The sequence below is a fragment of the Bacillus sp. JAS24-2 genome (genome assembly GCF_008274905.1).
Lineage (GTDB): Bacteria > Bacillota > Bacilli > Bacillales > Bacillaceae_G > Bacillus_A > Bacillus_A cereus.
Genome location: NZ_CP031068.1, coordinates 3057153 through 3075120, shown reverse-complemented (window position 1 = coordinate 3075120; position 17968 = coordinate 3057153). Strand labels below are relative to the sequence as shown.

Genomic DNA, 17968 nt, shown 5'->3' with positions numbered 1-17968 from the left:
TTCATCATGTAAAAGCCTTTTTAAGCTTTTCATATTTCATATGTTAATACTAATTGTATTCAAGAGGTATGTCTACTTTCTAAAAGTATCGAAACCGGTTAGTAATTTTGAAGGTTTTGATTTTGTGACTGCTACAAGCTATCTATAATGGTAAGAAGGTCACTGTAAGGTAAGGAAGAATGAAAAGTATGTATAGTTTTTCCAGTGAATATTTGGTATGATGGTGAATGGGAAAAATATACAAGTTGTTAGTGGTTCATAAAAGGGGGATTGAATTGAAAAGAACACCTGAATTCGTATTAGGTTTAATTGGTGGCATTTTGGGAATTATTATTTCCATAATATTAATAGTTGTAGCGTTTAATATTATGGAAGGTGTTGATTACGAACTTTTAGCTTATTACTCTATTATTTTAACGGTTCAAATAGGATTGTTCATTTTATCGTGTTTAGTAAACAAGGTTAATAATAAAGTTTATGGAGTTTGTATGATTGTGATTCCTATAGTTATGTTATTTATGTCATTATTCTTTTTACTTATTCCGACAATTTTACAAATTATATCTGGTTCATTTGCATTTAGGACATTAAAGTTAGAATCGAATGTAAGCTAAATATAATTATTAACGTCTGAATATTCGGTTTTTTAAACATTTTCGTTTGCAGTTCAAATTAACATAAAGTACAAAGTTGTACGCTTTAGGAGGAGAAATAGATGATTATTTGGTCTGGTTGGGGTTTTTTAGTCGCAATTATTGTAATTATTAATACTCTTTTGGGTAAGGCTATCTTTGGATCTATAACGGGGGACGCTACATATTTTCAAGACCATAGTTGGCCAATGGCGGTAATGTTTATTATATCAGGGGTTATGTCTTGGTATTTAGGTAAATATATTAATAAGCCAGATGGGAAAGTTTATATAGATACCGAAACTGGTGAAAAAGTTATGTTTAACAAAAAGCACTCATTATTTTTTATAAAAATGGAATATTGGGGACCGATTCTAGGAGTTATTGCGATTGTAACTTTAATTACAAGATAAAAAAGAGGATGGGTATAGCAAGAGTAATCTATTCAAGTAGAAGGAGAAATTAGTCATGAATGCAAAGAAACTACTAGGGGTAGCAGTTCCGGTCATGTTGTTATTTGGTTGTGGAGTTTCTGAGAAAACGAACACTTCTAAACAGGAGAAAACGGAAGAGTCTAAAGTAAAAGAATCGAAGTCTAATAGTAAGAAAGAAAAAGTTTCAAAGGAAGACTATCCTAATAAAGTGTATAAATTAGGGGTAGAGTTTGATAAGTTGTTTGCGGAGCATAACAATATTACAAGAGAGGTTTTTGACGGTAAGAAAAAGAAATCAGATATAGTAGATAGTGTGAAAGAATTAAATAAAGTGTTAGATAAATTTGAGTCGATAGATCCCCCTACAGAGTATGTAAACCAACAAAAAGATTTTGAAAAAGCAATTAGTTATTTTAGAGAGTCTTTTTCTTTAATAAATGAAGTATTTACCAGAAAAGAAAAAAGAGAAAAAGGTGATAAGACTGATAAAGAGTTAATAGAGAAATCTGAAAAGCTAGTGAAAGAAGGAGATATTTACTGGCTTAAGGCATTCAAAGATCTTGAAGGAGATATTAAAATCGGTGACGGTACAGTATCAATGAAAGATTTGAAAGAGTTAGATAAGAAAGCTGGAATTAATACAGATAACGTTATGAAGAATGTGAAGGATGGTACGGAATTAATCGGTAATTGGGGATTCCAAGGAACAGACGGTTTCAATATGTCACTCATTTTAAAAGGTGATAAGACATTTGAAACGTATGGTAAAGGTGAGTATCCAAATAAAAAGAATTATATTGAAGGAACTTGGGAATATGATAAGGAAGCTTTTACAATCTATTTACATCTCAATAAACGTTTAGTAGACGGTGTAGAAGATACAATTCAAAAAAAGAAAATAGCATATAAAGTTCAAGATTATGATGGGGAAAACTTGCGATTATTTAATGAGACGTCATTTAATACAATTAAGTATGTGAAGCAAAGTTAAAGTTATGAAGGACTAGGTTTAAATGGCCTGGTCCTTCATTAAAGTGCGAGTATGTAAATAATATGTTATCTTTCGTTCTGTTTACTTAGTATCATGTTATTCTTTAATAGAGTAATAAATGGAGTTTTGCATTAAATATATGAGGTTGGTTACAAATGATAAAGAAATTTACTAGATTAGTATTAATAGTGGTTATCCCAATCAGTCTTATTACAGGTTGTGGGGCTGCTGAAAAAACTGAAGCACAAAAGCCGAAAGCGGTACAAACGGAGAAAAAGGACTATATGGATTACTCATATGGTAGCAAAGGTATATTAGTAAGTGGCAAAGCGAAAGAACGGCAACAATACGAGATTGGATATATGGATGATAATAAGTTAATTGGGATTGACGAAAATATTGAAGACTGCATTATTTTAGATAATAAAGATGAAGTAGGTCTCATTTGGAAGCAAATAGAGCGTGGATCTATTATTGAAGTGCAATACGGTAAGGATCGCAATGATATCGTAGGCGTGCAATTCGTAGGAGATCGTGAGTCATATGAAATTAGTGATAAGTTTGATCGGAATACGATAAATGAGATTGTTGAAAACGTTAAAGGGAATTTGTAATAGATGTATGTCGATAGTATAGGATCTCTTATTATGAAATTGTATGCCAGTTATTTGTCTAAGTTTAAATTGATTATTTTGACGGTATTTGTAATTAGTTGTAAAATAATGTTTGTTGATGAATTTTATAAAAAGTATGTTAGATGAAATTCATCTGTAGGGATGACATATAAATATTTTCTTAATGGTTATAAAATATGGTAATTTAAATATATAAATAAAAATAAAATATATTAGGAGTACATAGTAGATTCATATTTTTAAAAATTAATGTAACAATAAAGGGAGGTTGAGATACATACACGGTGGGAGTGTGTATGTGTTTATTATAATAATGAATAAGACAATCAAACAACAAGTAATCGCACTATCAACAAGTCTAGTGATTTTAGGGAGCGTATCTTTATCAGCATCAGCAGAAGAGATCAACAAATCTCAAACTGATCAACTTAATATTGCCCAAGGAGAACACGGAACGAGCGGATTAAATTATTCTAATTTCAAGTTGGAAGTTCCTAATCATGTACAAATTAACGAAGCAGAAGTATCTGAAAATGAAAAAATGCTTTTAGAAGAATATAAGCATAAACATGATGAAACAGAAGAATTAAACAAAATGAAAAATGCTAAGAAGGGACAAGTAGCAGAAAAGGAAGCTATTTCAAACATTGAAAAGGCATTTGAATCTGTAGATGGTCGAAATGATGGATCTGATCGTCAAATGAAACCTGTTGCAAAGCCAAGAGGTATTCAATATAGTGCACAGAGTACGAAGAAATATGGAACACTTGCAGGAGTTCCATTTGTGGAGTGGATTGTTCCAGCAGGAAATCCTGATATTCGTCCTGCAAATCCGATGAAAGCACGTTACATTACAATCCATGAGACCGCAAATACAGCCGCTGGTGCGAATGCTGAAAATCATGCGAAATATTTATACAAGCAAGCAACTGAAGGCACTTTCCGAACAGCTTCATGGCATTTTACTGTAGATGATAAACAAATTTATCAACACTTACCAACAAACGAAAATGGTTGGCATGCAGGAGATGGAGATGGTTCAGGAAACAGGGAGTCTATCGGTATTGAGATCGCGGTTAACCAAGACGGTGATTACAATAAAGCGTTAGAAAATGCAAAACGACTTGCAGGTTATTTAATGAACAAAGAAGGAATTGGTGCAGATCATATTTACAAGCATCAACAATGGAGCGGGAAAAAATGTCCTGACATTTTAATTTCACGTGGTAATTGGGCTGGTTTCGTACAAGGAATTCAGTGGTATGCAAATATAAATGCGCAGATTGATACGCCTTTACAAGATAAAAATGACTCATTTAATCCAAATGAAAATAATCCAGCTGAACCTAGCATGGAACTAGTGGTAAATGGTAGTGGCATCAATGTACGTAGTGATGCGGGTATTGAACATCGTGTTGTACGTAAAGCTTCAAACGGAGATCGTTACAAAGTATTAGCCGTTAAAAATGGTTGGTATAAAGTAGGTAATGGAGAATGGATTTTCTATGACCCAAGTTGGATTAAAATTAACTACAATGTACCAAAGGAAGAAGTACAAAAGCCTAAGGAAGAAGTACAAAAACCAAAAGATGATATTACAGGTGGCTGGTTTGAAGGGCATATTCGTAAATTAAACAGTCTAGGTATTATGCAAGGCGAAGGTAATGGTGTATTTGCTCCATATCGAAATGTAACGAGAGCGGAGTTTGCGAAATTAATCTCGAATGCTCTTAAACTACCAGAGGGAAATAAGTCATTTGTAGATATTAATGAGGCACATCCATCACTTCATGACGGTATTAAACGTTGTGCAAGTGCAGGAATTATTAATGGTCGTGGTGAAGGGATTTTTGATCCTAACTCACCAATTACTCGTGAAGAAGTATCTATTATGATTGACAAAGCATTACGATATAAAGGAATTACAGGTGAGTTAGTAGCATTACCATTTACAGATAAGCATTTAATAACATACAAAGAATCGGTTCAACGATTATACAGTCTAAAGGTAGTTAATGGTATTGGAAATAATGAGTTTGATCCCCGAGGTACAGCAACTCGTGGTCAGGCAGCTGCCTTTATTGTGAAGATGTTAGATTCAATGCAAAAATAAAATGAAACTTTAATCAGTGAGGGCCACTCGCACTGCAATTGAGCAGTTTATTCACCGAATTTTGAAATGAGAGTTTTACTGCCCGCAAATAGCAGAATAAATGGTATGTAGAAGCTGACATTGGTAGAAGTAAAAAATAAGAAGAATTTGAAAGGAGCTATCCAAAATAATAATTTGGAATAGCTCCTATTTAGTAGGAAGAACAAATTGTATGTAATGTAGAATGCCCTTCCAAGCCCCTCATAAGCCCCTACCAAGTAATAAATCACTAAGAAAAAACAAAAACAAAAACAACTACAAGAACAAAACAAGCGCGAAAAAATGAAACCGGCGTTGTAGTAGTAAAAAAATTGTAATTCGAATGCCAAAACCATTCCCACATGCCTATCTTTATAATGAAGGATTAAAATTTTCCTATTTACTAGCAAAGAGTGGAGGGAAACATATGGCGGTATACCGTAATGTGCAGGTGAACTTTTGGCAAGATGAATTCATATTAGATTTAACGCCAGAGGAGCGTTATTTTTACATATATTTGTTAACTGGTACGAAAACAAAGCAATGTGGTATTTACATATTACCGAAGCGTGTGGCAGAGCTTGAAACAGGTTATAGTATGGAGACTGTTGAGAAGTTGCTAAACAGGTTTGTTGAGTATGGAAAGATTTTATATGATACGGAAACGAAAGAGGTATTCATAATAAACTGGTTATACTATAATCCTATTTCAAATACGAATGTGGAGAAGTGCGTATTACGTGAGTTAAAGACTGTAAAAAGTAATGAGTTCATACATATATTTTTACGTAAATGCCTTGAAGAAGAATACAAGATTCCATTAGTACTGCAGCATTTTGGTATGCCAAAAGAAGAGGATAATAGTAGTTCACAAGTAGTTATTGAAGAGAAAGAAGAAGCGGAAGAGATAGAGGTGGAAACCATAGAAGAGGACGTTCCAAATAGTGAAGTTTATAAGTTTTATGAACAAAATATTAGTAGTTTATCCCCATATATTGTGAAGGAATTGAAGAATTGGATACAAAGACTTTCTGGAGAGAAAGTGTTAGAGGCACTTAAAATTGCGTTTGAAAATAATAAGAAAACGTTAGCTTATGTGAAGGGGATTTTGAGGAATTGGTGTAGTGAAAAATTAAAGGATTTTAGTGGGGAGAAGTGCGTAATGGGAAGTTTAGAGAGAAGGAAATGTATTTTGAGTAGTGTATTTTAATTTCCATTAACTTAACATAGAATGTATGTTCGTTTTTGTGGGATTTATGCTATACTACCATTAAATAAGGGTATTTTATAATAGATAAAAAGATGCGGGGGGTACAAAGTTTGACTACTAGTACATCTGAGTTGTTTCAATATATTAATATGACAGAAGAACAGAAACAATTATCACAACGATATTTACAGACAAAAGAAGAAGAGATTTTAAAAGATATTCAACTAACGACAATTCGTGATCAAAAAAGAAGCGATTTTGCGGAGCGATTTATAAACGATTTTAGGAAAGTGCATAAACAAGATCCGGATTTTTTTCGATTATTTTACCATATACTCGAGGAGCAATTATTAAATGTTCTTGTAGTCCGTTTTGCGCATGTCAGTTTTTCTAAAATGAAGATTTATTTAGAAAAAAGTGCACTTCCTTTGGACAAACTTGTAGCAATCGCATGTAAATATTTATCCAGTATTTCAAGTTATGTGAATGAAGCAGATGTTTTTCTTAGAGAGTTAACAAGAGAGAATCCGAACTATATAGAGGGACAATTACATACTTTACCAACTAACCAGCAAGTAACATTACTTCTTGTAATGTTTGATGTAGATTATGAAAAGTTTCGTACATATAGTTCTTTATTGAATGAGAGGTTAGAAGAACATACAGAATTTATATTGAAACTGCTAGGGGAAAAGGAAAAGGTTGAAGCAGTTAAACGGTATTTAAAAGGTAAAGATGATAGTGAAGTATTTATAGGTGGGAATTTACCGGAACATATTTGGCGGCTATTATTTTGTGTTCATAAATATTCGAATGTTGCGAGGCGATATATTGAAATATTGGCGAAGAAAAATGTTTGGGGTTTTATAAACTATGCAACACGTTATATGTGTCACACTCTCGGTCAGTCTCAAAACTACAAAAAAACTGGTAGTGTAAATAGAGAAACATATGAAGAAATTCAAAGTTTTTGTACACAGTTTTGGATTTCTAAGGAACGATTTTTTGCGCATCGTCTAAGGCAACATGATTTGAATAGTGAGGATTTTTGTAAGACGTATGAATATGAATTGCTATGCTTTATGTTGGAGGAAGATCCTGAATTTATTCAACGTACTTTGCAATATGTAAGTAAAATGAATTATCTCATCATCGCACGAACGTTAGCTGAAAAAGGATATGAGCTAAATATAGGGAAAATGCGAGAAGAATTTTTTGTTGCTGCTTTGCAAATAAAATTGTCTACAGTGCGGGATACATATCGTGATTATTTACTAGGGAAATTGTCACTTGAGGATATGGAGCAAATACTTAAAAATCCGAAATATAGAAGTATGTATTGGGGTATGCCGGTGTTAGAGGTTGCGCTTCTTTGGGATATAGATGATGTAGCGAAGAGGGAAGCTGTACTTACACTACAGTTTGGAGATGAAGATAGTGTTAATTTATACGAACTTCTTTACGAATGTTCTGTCAGAGGAGTAGAACCGAAACAAGTATTAGAAGATCTGCTTTCGTATGGGTTAAGTAAGGAAAAGCTTATCGCTTATGCAGTTGAAGAAGCTGCATGCTACAGTGAAGAGCGAAATAAGGCGAAGGAAGCGCTTGTTTGTGTAATTGTAAAAGAACAAGCGTACATCATTGAACGATTTGATGAGTATTCTGCTGTGGCCAAAGCATATATTTTAGAAGAGTTAGCAAAGGATAACATGATTAAAATACGTCCAATTTTAATTAAAAGCTTAGGAGATTCATCTAAAAAAATGCGTGAGTCTGTAGTTAAACTGCTTTCAAAAGATGTAGAAGCTGCAGCAGATGTAGCAGTTGAACTTCATAATAAAAAGAAAATTGTTCGTGAAAATGTGATGAAAATACTTATAGAGTATAAGCTTGAAAAATATACGAAACTTGTACAGGAAGCTTTGCAAGAAAGTAAAAATGAATCTTTCGCAGGAAAATTCTCGTTTTTATTTCAAACGGAGGAAGAAAAGATAGAAGAGCTATGTGCACGTATTTTAACTGAACAAACAAGAAATTCACTTCTGCAATTGATTGGGGGTGAGCCACAAATCCGTTTACGTGACTCTGATGAAATTGCTGATGCTGCAATTCCGTTAGCCTATTTACAACAGTATATTTCAGATGCTGTTATTGAGAAGAAAGAAACAGCAGAAGTAATTGGTAGAGCTTTAAATGAAGAGGACTTAAAAGAATATGTGCAAACAATATATCAAATATGGATTTCTCAAGACGCAGATGTGAAGAAACGTGGAATTCTTTCGTTATACGGAATGTATAGTGACGACAAAATGGTCGACATACTTATAAAGCAAATTGATGAATGGGTGCTTCAAATGAGAGGAAAGATAGCAGCGGATGCCGTTCGTGCTTTAGGTTTGTCTTCATCTAAGCTTGCACTTATGTCTATTCATGCAATAGCATTTAAATATAAACATAAGCAAGTACGTAATGCAGCAAAAGAAGCGCTAAGTCTTGCTGCGAAAACACGTGGTATAACAGAGGAAGAGCTGGAAGATCAATTGGTGCCGGACCTCGGCTTTACTATACATGGTGAAAAAATAATTGATTTCGGGAATCGAAGTTTTACTGCCATTTTAACTACAGAGTCAAAAATTGAATTAGAGACAGAAGAAGGAAAACGTATGAAGTCACTTCCAAAGCCGAATGCAAAAGATGATGTAGAAAAGGCTGAAGAGGCTAAAAAAGAATTAGCCTCTTTAAAGAAGGAACTCCGAAATACTCTTTCCATGCAAAAACAACGATTGGAAACGGCACTTTCATTAAAGCGTTATTGGTCACATAATGCATGGAAGTCTGTATTTATGGATAATCCAATTATGAAGCAATTTTCTATTTCACTCATTTGGGGTGAGTATAAGGAAGGGAAGTTGCTGAAGGCATTCCGTTATGCAGAAGGTGGCGTGTTCTGTACAATTGACGGGAAGAGTTATGAACTTTCATCTGGCACTGTTATTGGTTTCGTTCATCCGTTAGAATTGTCTGGGGCGGAGAAGGAATTATGGAAAGAGCAATTAGAAAGTGCGGGAATTGTTCAGCCGTTCCTACAAATTGAGCGTCCAGTGTTTGTAGTAGAAGAGAATGATGAGAGTGCTATTGAGAGATTTGGCGGTATTTTACTAAATGGTCGTTCGTTATTCGGTAAGATGACGAAGCTTGGATGGATCCGTGGGTCTGTTCAAGATGGCGGTGTGTATTATACATTTTACAAAGAAGATACTCGTACCGGATTAGGCGTGCAATTGTCATTTAGCGGAGCGCCGATTGGTTATGAAGATGAAGAAGATGTATGTGTATTTGACATTCAATTTTATAAAGCAGGTACAGTGAATCGTGGTTCATATGAATACGATGAGATTGATGATGAAAGACGCATTGTACCAAAAGAAGTAGATAAACGCTTCTTTAGTGAAATGTTATATGATGTGCAAGTAGCGACAGATTCAAATCTTGGGCATAATGAAAGTTGGCGTAGCGAACGATAAGAAAAACCCCCTTCATTGGTAGGAAAATGAAGGGGGTTTTTCAATGTTTCAAAAGGTTCTTTCATAATAGAAGCGAATTAGGGGGAAGAGGATTTTTATCCTTTTAGAAGGGATTGGTATCATGATCAAATAGATGATTTATCATACGACTACACTGAATACAGCGGGAATAGAAGGGAAAATGTTAACGTTACAGCCACGGTAATGATAGAAAAGACTTTTACTATATGTAAGAGTCTCTTTTTTTGTAAACGCGACAAAATTTGACAAAAAAATTTGCAGGAACTTGTTATAATTTCTGTTGGAATATTTTGTTTAACGAGAAATGGGTGTATAGCGTAAAAGATTTCGGTGTCATACAAATACATTTTTTGTTTTACATTCAAGGATTTCATAAGAGAAGAATTACAAAAATGAATGACATGGAGAAGTCATAGGGGGAGAGGAGATTTAGCATGAGTATTAAAGTAATAAGAGCAACAGGGGTAATGGGAGGAGCAGCAAGAGTTGCTGTAAAGGTAGATAACGAAGTAGTAATGAAACTTGAGAATAACGAAGAATATACGCTTCCTTTTGAATTAGATGAAGCGAATATTAAAGTAAAACAATTCTTTTTTGGAAGTAAAGAAAAGAAAGTAAAGGATGGCGATGTAGTAGAAATTAAGATAAATAGTATTGCTATGCTATTACTGATGGTGTCAATGATGGCTGTTTTATTTGGTTCGTCAATTGGTATAAATATTGTTGTTTTTGGTATGATAGGAGCTTTAGTTACATTAGTATACGGATTGAATAACTGGTTTCGTTTAGAGGTTAAATAATTATTGTATATATATTTATTTCAGTTGATTTACTATACATGGGATGAAAATATTTTTAAGTGGGAAATGGGGAGAATCAGTATGAAGAAAATGGTTGTAATATCTAGTTTGGCGCTAATAGTAGGTTTAACAACTGGTTGTAGCAGTGAAAAAACAAGTGGACCTAAAACAGTATCTGTAAAAAAAGAAAAAGAGTTAGTAGCGAAAGATATTTTTAAAAAAGCAGCTGACGGATTAAAACAAGAGGAATATCTTACATTGACATCTCTTATGTCAATGAAGGGGAGCGGCCAATCAGAAGAAATTAAAATGAAAATACAAATGGAGCCGAAACTGAAGAATTCTAGAGCTGAAATGAAAATAAGTGGTACAGATATTGTAACGTATGAAGTAGATGGAAAGGTCGCTGCTCAAGTGAAAAACCCTGATACAGGAGAGTTAGTTACGATACCTAATGATCAATTTAATGTAAATGATGTAATGGTCAGTAAAAATTTACTTAATGAGTTAGATTTACCGGAAGCTTTGGCTAAGAAAATGAAAGCAAAGAAAGATGGAGACACATATAAACTTACACTTGATTTAAAGGGAAAAGAAGCGGTAGATACGTTACAAAAAATTAATGGAGATATGAAAAAATTAACGGAAGGATTTAATATGGATGCGTTTAATATTGAATATATAATAACAAAAGATTATAAATTTGAAGAGATGCGAACAACTATAAAAGTGAGTGAAAGTAACTCAGATAAAAAAGCTAGTACAGATAAGGAAAAATTGGATGCAGTTGTGAGTATAAAGATTGATTCATATGAAAAGTTTGATTCAATTAAGTTACCAGAAGGGATTCAATAATTTCAATCGTAAAAGGATAAAAAGGAGCGGAAATCTGCTCCTTTTTTATTTTTCCTACTATTTTTAGAAGATTTATATGAATATAGTTGAACGGAACTTCATTTTTTTTCTGGAATAAATGTGAAACGTTGTATAAAATAATCAAGAAAGCCAAAAATTATAGGGGGAAAGTTGTGAAGAAAAATAAGAGTTTAATAAGTTTTTTAGGAGTGTTTATTATGTTGTTTTCTTTTTGTTTTCAAGGAAATGTACAGGCAGATGTAAATACTGTTCAATCTGGAAAAATCAAATCAGGAAACGTAACAGTATGGGAAGTTGGAAATGTAGCGAAAGTATTAGCGGATGTGGAGCGCTTAAATTTAAATACAGTAAATGTACCGATTCAAGTAGATATCCCAAATGTGACTTCTACTAACATGGTAATTAATCAAGCGCAAAAGCAACAAGCTATTATTTTAATTCAAGAATTATTAAAGCGTAATATTCAAGTTATAGTGGAACCGTTCCCGTATATTCAGCAGGGGAATGTTGGAGAGACAGAATGGAACCCAAGTAACATTAATGATTTCTTCTGGAATTGGAAGACGGTTATTCTGCAAGATATTTTTAATTCCATTACAAGTAAATACAATGTGTATGGACTAAAGATTGCTTCTAATTTCGTGAATATGGAGTATGCAGAAGGATACTGGAGCGATACAATTGATTTTGTTCGTAATCAGTATAAAGGAAATGTTTTGTATCAAATGAACTGGTGGTTAACAGCAAGCTGGGATCCTTCTTATGAAGCGAAGTTTATAGAGAAAATAAACCGTCCGTATTTAAAGAAGGTAGATATTGTTAGTATCGATAGTTGGTTTGAAGTTTCTGGAAAAAGAAATCCGTCATATGAAGAAGTGAAGCAAAGTTTATTTGCGACGACAGTATATAACCGTGGACAAAATGTTGTTCAGCAATTGGAACAATTACATAATGCAACAGGAAAGCCCGTTTATTTTGGTGGATTTAACGTTCCAGCGCGTGAACTTGGACTGCAAAATCCGTGGAATCCAGATGTTTCTAATGTGTTTTCGAAAGATGTACAATTAAATGGATGGCGTGCTTACCGCGATGTATTAGAACCGAAACCATATTTTAAAGGTTTTTCAATTTGGTTTATTGGCTCTAATGATAGTACACATCCGTATCAAATACATAGTAAAGAAGCGGAGGCAGTTATTAACGGCTGGTACCGAAAATAATTTTTACAAAATAGGTAAGTTTTGAAGTTTACTACATATATTTCTAGTGAAAGGCCTTTCACCATCTTATCACCTAGGGGGCAATCATAATGAAATTTTTGTCTTACCTTACAGTAATTTTGGTGATTCTCGGCGGTTTGAATTGGTTGTTTGTAGCGTTAGATTACAATGTAGTTGAGAAATGGTTTGGTTCTATGCCGGCGCTTGTGGACACTATTTATTGGCTCATTGGTCTTTCTGCTATTTATCAAATTTTTGATCGGTTCTTCACGGATAATTAGCAATTATACTTTATTACTAGAGTGTTAAGTACGATTATGTACTTAACACTTTTTTGTATGTTTATAAAAATAGTTTGCACATGCAAGCGATTCCATCGCGTCTTGCGCCGTAATAATAGAAAACAAATTGACCACGTATTATATTTTGGGTTATAATTCAGAAAGTTTAAAAATTAATAAAAATGAGAAATAGGGAGGTTATGAGGGTAATGGAGAGAGTCTATAATTTTTCAGCAGGACCATCAATACTCCCTTTGCCAGTTTTAGAGAAAGTGCAAAAGGAGCTTGTAAATTATAACGGGACAGGCATGTCTATTATGGAAATGAGTCATCGATCTTCTTATTTTCAAAGTATTATAGAGGAAGCGAGTAACTTACTTCGTGAATTAATGAGCATCCCTGATGAGTATGAAGTTTTATTTTTACAAGGCGGTGCGTCATTACAATTTTCTATGATACCACTGAACTTAATGAATACGTATAAAAAAGCTGGATACGTACTAACTGGCTCATGGTCTAAAAAGGCACTGCAAGAAGCCGAAAAAGTTGGGGAAGTACAAGTAATTGCTTCTTCCGAGCAAGAGAAGTTTACTACGATTCCTAAACTGGACGGTTTACTAAGCGATGAAAAACTAGATTATGTACATATTACAACGAATAATACAATTGAGGGGACAAAATATGTGGATATTCCACATATAGAAAGAGTGCCGCTCGTTGCGGATATGTCTTCAAATATTTTGTCAGAACAATATGATGTTTCGAAGTTTGGTCTTATATACGCGGGGGCGCAAAAGAATTTAGGACCTGCGGGCTTAACGATTGCTATTATAAAAAGAGATTTAATTGGGGGAGCAGATCGCTCTTGTCCGACAATGTTAAATTATGAAACTTACAGTAAAAATAACTCCTTATATAATACACCGCCATCCTTTAGTATTTACGTAACAAAACTTGTACTAGAGTGGTTGAAAGAGCAAGGCGGAGTATCTGCGATTGAAGAACAAAATAGAATGAAATCTTCACTTATTTATCATTTTTTAGATGAATCTAAATTGTTTACTTCACCAGTTGATCCTGCGTATCGATCACTTATGAACATTCCATTTACAACACCGTCAGAAGAACTTAACAATGAGTTTTTACAAAAAGCGAAGGAACGCGGCCTTGTTACGTTAAAAGGACATCTCTCAGTTGGCGGTATGCGTGCCAGTATTTACAATGCGATGCCAGCACACGGCGTAAAACGATTAGTAGATTATATGAAGGAATTTGAGCTTGAGAATAGATAGGGAGATGGGAATATGTTTCGTGTTCAAACGTTAAATCAAATTGCAGAAAAAGGTTTGCAAGTTTTTACTGAAGAACGTTATGAAGTAGGAGATAGAATCAATCATCCAGATGGAATTTTGCTTCGTAGCTACTCTTTACATCAAGAAGAGTTTTCAAAAGACTTAAAGGCGATTGCAAGAGCTGGCGCTGGTGTAAATAATATTCCTGTCGAGCGATGTACAGAAAAAGGAATTGTAGTATTTAACACGCCGGGGGCAAATGCTAATGCAGTAAAGGAACTCATTATTGCCAGTCTTATTATGTCTTCACGCAACATTATTAATGGTGTAAGTTGGACGAAAAACTTAGAGGGTGAAGAAGTACCACAGCTTGTTGAATCAGGAAAAAAACAATTTGTTGGATCAGAAATTGCAGGGAAACGTCTAGGTGTTATCGGACTTGGCGCAATCGGTGCTTTAGTTGCGAACGATGCGTTAGCGTTAGGCATGGATGTTATCGGATATGATCCTTATATTTCAGTTGAAACAGCTTGGCGTCTTTCTACACATGTGCAAAGAGCATTTAGCCTTGATGAAATTTTTGCAACGTGTGATTATATTACACTGCATATTCCTCTTACGAATCAAACGAAGGGGATCATTGGGGAACACGCTGTAGAGAAGATGAAAAGAGGGATGCGTCTATTTAATTTCTCTAGAGGAGAACTTGTAGATGAAAAGGTTCTTCAAAAAGCATTAGAAGAAGATATTATTACACATTACGTAACGGATTTCCCGAATGAGAATGTAATAAAGATGAAAAATGTAACAGCGACGCCTCACCTTGGTGCATCAACGTCTGAATCGGAAGAAAATTGTGCAGTAATGGCGGCGCGTCAATTACGTGAATATTTAGAGACAGGAAATATTCGTAACTCAGTAAATTATCCAAACGTAGAATTGCCGTATATCGGAAAGAAACGAATTACAATTATGCATCAAAACGTCCCGAATATGGTAGGGCAAATTACAGGATGCTTAGCGGAACATCATATTAATATTGCCGATATGATTAATCGTAGTAAACATTCTTGGGCATACACAATGATTGATATCGATAACGGAATTGATGATATAATAAAAGAGAATATTGTAGAAAATATAAGCAAAATTACAGGTGTTGTAGCCGTTCGAATGATTGTGTAAAGGAGAGAGGAATGTGGCAAAAATACGACCGTTTCGGGCCATTCGTCCAGTAGAGGAAAAAGCGGCACAAGTGGCAGCTTTACCGTATGACGTATTAAATAGTGAAGAGGCAAGGGAAGTTGTAAAAGGGAATCCATATTCTTTCTTGCATGTTGATAAAGCAGAAATTGATTTAGATCCTGAATTGTCACCGTATGATGATCGCGTGTATGAAAAAGCGGGCGACAATTTAAAGCAATTTATACGAGAAGAAGTGTTCATACAAGATGAAGAGCCAGCGCTATATATTTATGAACTGACGATGCAAGGAAGAACGCAGTCAGGCCTTGTCGTTTGTACATCTATTGATGAGTATGAAGATGATACAATTAAAAAACATGAAAGAACACGTCATGAAAAAGAACTAGATCGTATTCGCCACGTAGATGTGTGTGACGCAAATACAGGTCCGATATTTTTAACTTACCGTACAAAAGATGAAGTAAAGCATTTAATTAGAAGCTGGAAAGAAGAGCATGCGCCAATTTATACATTTACAGCAGAAGACGGTGTTAAGCATGTTGCGTGGAAGATTGCAGATGAAGATGTAATTACGACTTTAGTAAACGCATTTGAAGATATTCCTAATCTTTATATTGCAGATGGGCATCACCGTTCTGCATCAGCTGCAAAAGTAGGACTTATGAGAAGAGAACAATATCCAAATTACACAGGAGAAGAGGAATTTAATTTCTTCTTATCGGTTCTATTCCCTCATGATGAATTATCGATTTGGGACTATAACCGAGTTGTGAAAGATTTAAACGGTTTATCAGAAGAACAGTTTTTAAAACAAATCAAGCAATACTTCTATGTAGAAGAAGCACCTGTTTCTCCGTATAAACCAAATGAACCAAAAACATTTGGAATGTATGTAAATGAGAAGTGGTATAAGCTTACTGTGAAAGAAGAAACATTTGATGCGAATGATCTTGTTAGAGGTTTAGATGTATCTATCCTGCAAGATCATTTATTAAGCCAAGTACTTGAAATACATGATCCGCGTTCTGATTCACGCATTGATTTTGTTGGCGGAATACGGGGGTTAGAAGAACTAGAACGCCTTGTGAACAGCGGCGAATACAAAGCAGCATTCGCATTATATCCGACATCTATGGAAGATTTATTAGCAATCGCAGATGCCGGAGAAGTCATGCCGCCGAAATCAACGTGGTTTGAACCGAAACTGCGTAGTGGGTTGTTTGTTCATTCTTTAAAGTAAATATTGACTTCTATAGTTTTGAAAAACCGAAATGATTTGAGTTTCGGTTTTTCTTATTTTAAAAGAGTTTTTGAGGAGGGGCATGGGATGAAATTACAAGTAGGCGAAAAAATCACCTTTGAACGAACGTTTACAAAAGAAGATGTTGCGTTATTTACGGAAGTATCGAAAGATGAAGGTGTTCATCATGTTACACCAGATGAGCAGGGGAGATTTGTTGTACAAGGGCTTTTAACATCAACACTACCTACAAAAATTGGCGGTGATTATAACGTACTAGCTCGCAAGATGGATTTTGAATTTTTACGTCCTGTGTTTAGTGGTGACACAATTCGTTGTGACTTAACCATTGAACAATTTGAACCCGATGAAAAAAATCGTACAAATATTACTGCGATGTTTATATGTAGGAATCAACTTGAAAAGGAAGTTATGAAGGGGAGTTTTTCTGGGATTATTCTTTAGTTAGTAGGAAAAGTAATGAATAGGTGGGGGCCATGTCACTCGGGCTTAGGTTTTTAATTCCACCATAACGAAAATGATATGCATTGCTGTATATTGATAATATACTCTGTTCATTTTTAACTTGAATAAGCTCGTTGACAAAAAGGACATTCCTAGTATTACAAGAAATGTCCTTTCCACTAAATTATAAGGTATTTTGCTAACGTTCAAATTCTAAAATTAGTTTACTAGTTTGACCTGTAAACTGATAATTATAGGACCCTCTCAGATTTTCTAAGTTACCGGTAGCTTTAATAATTGTTCCTGGGGAATCTAAATTTCCTTTATCAAATATTCCTTGCTCTATAGCTGTGAATGTCCCTTGTTGCCCCTTATAAATTCCTTCAAAGTGTAAAAATCCAGAAATTTTAGCCGTAGCCAAGTGACCATCATTTATATTTGAGTCTAGATAATATAATAAGTATTCAACAAAAGCTTTTCCTTTTAATTCTCCATCAATATCATATTCAACATGGGCAATATTAATAGGGAAATCTTTTCTAGTATCATCAATTAGTTTTTCATCCCATTTACTTACTGTAAATGTTACGTCCATACACGTAAATCCCCCTTTATCATTAGATAAGTAATCTTCATATCATTTGAAAAGTACCAATTCACAGTCATATCTTATAGGAGTGTTTTTATTTATTTGAGTCCTGTCATATCGTTATCTTATTTCAGAATCACCTGCTCCTCCCCACGAAGGACTTACTGTCGCCACGGTATCTCCTGGCTGTAATCTCTTTGTTTTTTTTACATGTTAACTCCGCTCCTACATAATGTAATGGACTACGATTATACAAACTGTATCATTGAAAAACATGATGTATGACATTAGTTTCTTCATCATCAATCCGTTTACCTGCTGGGATTCAAGAATTCAGTCTTAGTGTTGAATATAGGAATAACCGATTTATATTTGAAAATCAAAGTATGCAACATTGCATGAGGAAAACGGTTGTTATTTT

General features: G+C 34.4%; 16 protein-coding genes. 15 read left to right on the top strand and 1 reads right to left on the bottom strand.

The genetic code is table 11. The features are described from left to right. The first annotated feature begins 275 nt into the window (after positions 1-275). From DN407_RS15890 to DN407_RS15815, 15 genes are all read left to right on the top strand, one after another. Entirely contained in the window at positions 276-614 is a 339-nt protein-coding gene (locus DN407_RS15890; protein ID WP_000831724.1) for a DUF4064 domain-containing protein, read from the top strand. Between the two features lie 101 nt (positions 615-715). Further along, positions 716-1045, top strand: a complete 330-nt coding sequence (locus tag DN407_RS15885; protein WP_000587855.1) for a hypothetical protein — start codon at positions 716-718, stop codon at positions 1043-1045. A gap of 55 nt (positions 1046-1100) precedes the next feature. Continuing rightward, positions 1101-2057: a DUF3994 domain-containing protein gene (locus tag DN407_RS15880; protein ID WP_000992212.1), complete on the top strand. Its 957-nt coding sequence runs from the start codon at positions 1101-1103 to the stop codon at positions 2055-2057. A gap of 155 nt (positions 2058-2212) precedes the next feature. Then, positions 2213-2671: a hypothetical protein gene (locus DN407_RS15875; protein ID WP_149216470.1), complete on the top strand. Its 459-nt coding sequence runs from the start codon at positions 2213-2215 to the stop codon at positions 2669-2671. A 334-nt stretch (positions 2672-3005) separates the two neighbouring features. Then, on the top strand, positions 3006-4805 hold the full coding sequence (locus DN407_RS15870; protein WP_149216760.1) for an S-layer homology domain-containing protein: 1800 nt from the start codon (positions 3006-3008) through the stop codon (positions 4803-4805). A 445-nt stretch (positions 4806-5250) separates the two neighbouring features. Continuing rightward, positions 5251-6033, top strand: coding sequence for a DnaD domain-containing protein (locus DN407_RS15860; RefSeq protein WP_149216469.1), 783 nt, complete (start codon positions 5251-5253; stop codon positions 6031-6033). A gap of 110 nt (positions 6034-6143) precedes the next feature. Continuing rightward, positions 6144-9557, top strand: a complete 3414-nt coding sequence (locus DN407_RS15855) for a DUF4132 domain-containing protein (RefSeq protein WP_103652575.1) — start codon at positions 6144-6146, stop codon at positions 9555-9557. 455 nt (positions 9558-10012) lie between these two features. After that, positions 10013-10378, top strand: a complete 366-nt coding sequence (locus DN407_RS15850) for a hypothetical protein (RefSeq protein WP_000025025.1) — start codon at positions 10013-10015, stop codon at positions 10376-10378. Positions 10379-10459: 81 nt separating this feature from the next. Continuing rightward, positions 10460-11233, top strand: coding sequence for a DUF6612 family protein (locus DN407_RS15845; protein WP_000738989.1), 774 nt, complete (start codon positions 10460-10462; stop codon positions 11231-11233). A gap of 173 nt (positions 11234-11406) precedes the next feature. Beyond that, a complete protein-coding gene (locus tag DN407_RS15840; RefSeq protein WP_000739764.1) occupies positions 11407-12474 on the top strand; it encodes a glycoside hydrolase family 113 in 1068 nt (355 codons plus the stop codon). Positions 12475-12563: 89 nt separating this feature from the next. Continuing rightward, entirely contained in the window at positions 12564-12755 is a 192-nt protein-coding gene (locus tag DN407_RS15835) for a DUF378 domain-containing protein (protein ID WP_000670803.1), read from the top strand. A gap of 209 nt (positions 12756-12964) precedes the next feature. Then, a complete protein-coding gene (gene serC, locus DN407_RS15830) occupies positions 12965-14047 on the top strand; it encodes a 3-phosphoserine/phosphohydroxythreonine transaminase (RefSeq protein ID WP_149216468.1) in 1083 nt (360 codons plus the stop codon). Positions 14048-14059: 12 nt separating this feature from the next. After that, on the top strand, positions 14060-15232 hold the full coding sequence (locus DN407_RS15825; RefSeq protein WP_000490228.1) for a 3-phosphoglycerate dehydrogenase family protein: 1173 nt from the start codon (positions 14060-14062) through the stop codon (positions 15230-15232). Positions 15233-15245: 13 nt separating this feature from the next. Then, on the top strand, positions 15246-16493 hold the full coding sequence (locus tag DN407_RS15820; RefSeq protein ID WP_016111584.1) for a DUF1015 domain-containing protein: 1248 nt from the start codon (positions 15246-15248) through the stop codon (positions 16491-16493). An 87-nt stretch (positions 16494-16580) separates the two neighbouring features. Then, positions 16581-16958 carry a hotdog family protein gene (locus tag DN407_RS15815; RefSeq protein ID WP_000776359.1) on the top strand — a complete coding sequence of 126 codons (378 nt, stop codon included), beginning with the start codon at positions 16581-16583 and terminating at the stop codon, positions 16956-16958. Between the two features lie 199 nt (positions 16959-17157). On the opposite strand, the gene DN407_RS15810 is transcribed toward DN407_RS15815, so the two are convergent. Further along, positions 17158-17553 (bottom strand): DUF3224 domain-containing protein, encoded by a 396-nt coding sequence (locus DN407_RS15810; protein WP_000383503.1) that lies wholly within the window; start codon positions 17551-17553, stop codon positions 17158-17160. Positions 17554-17968 lie beyond the last annotated feature (415 nt).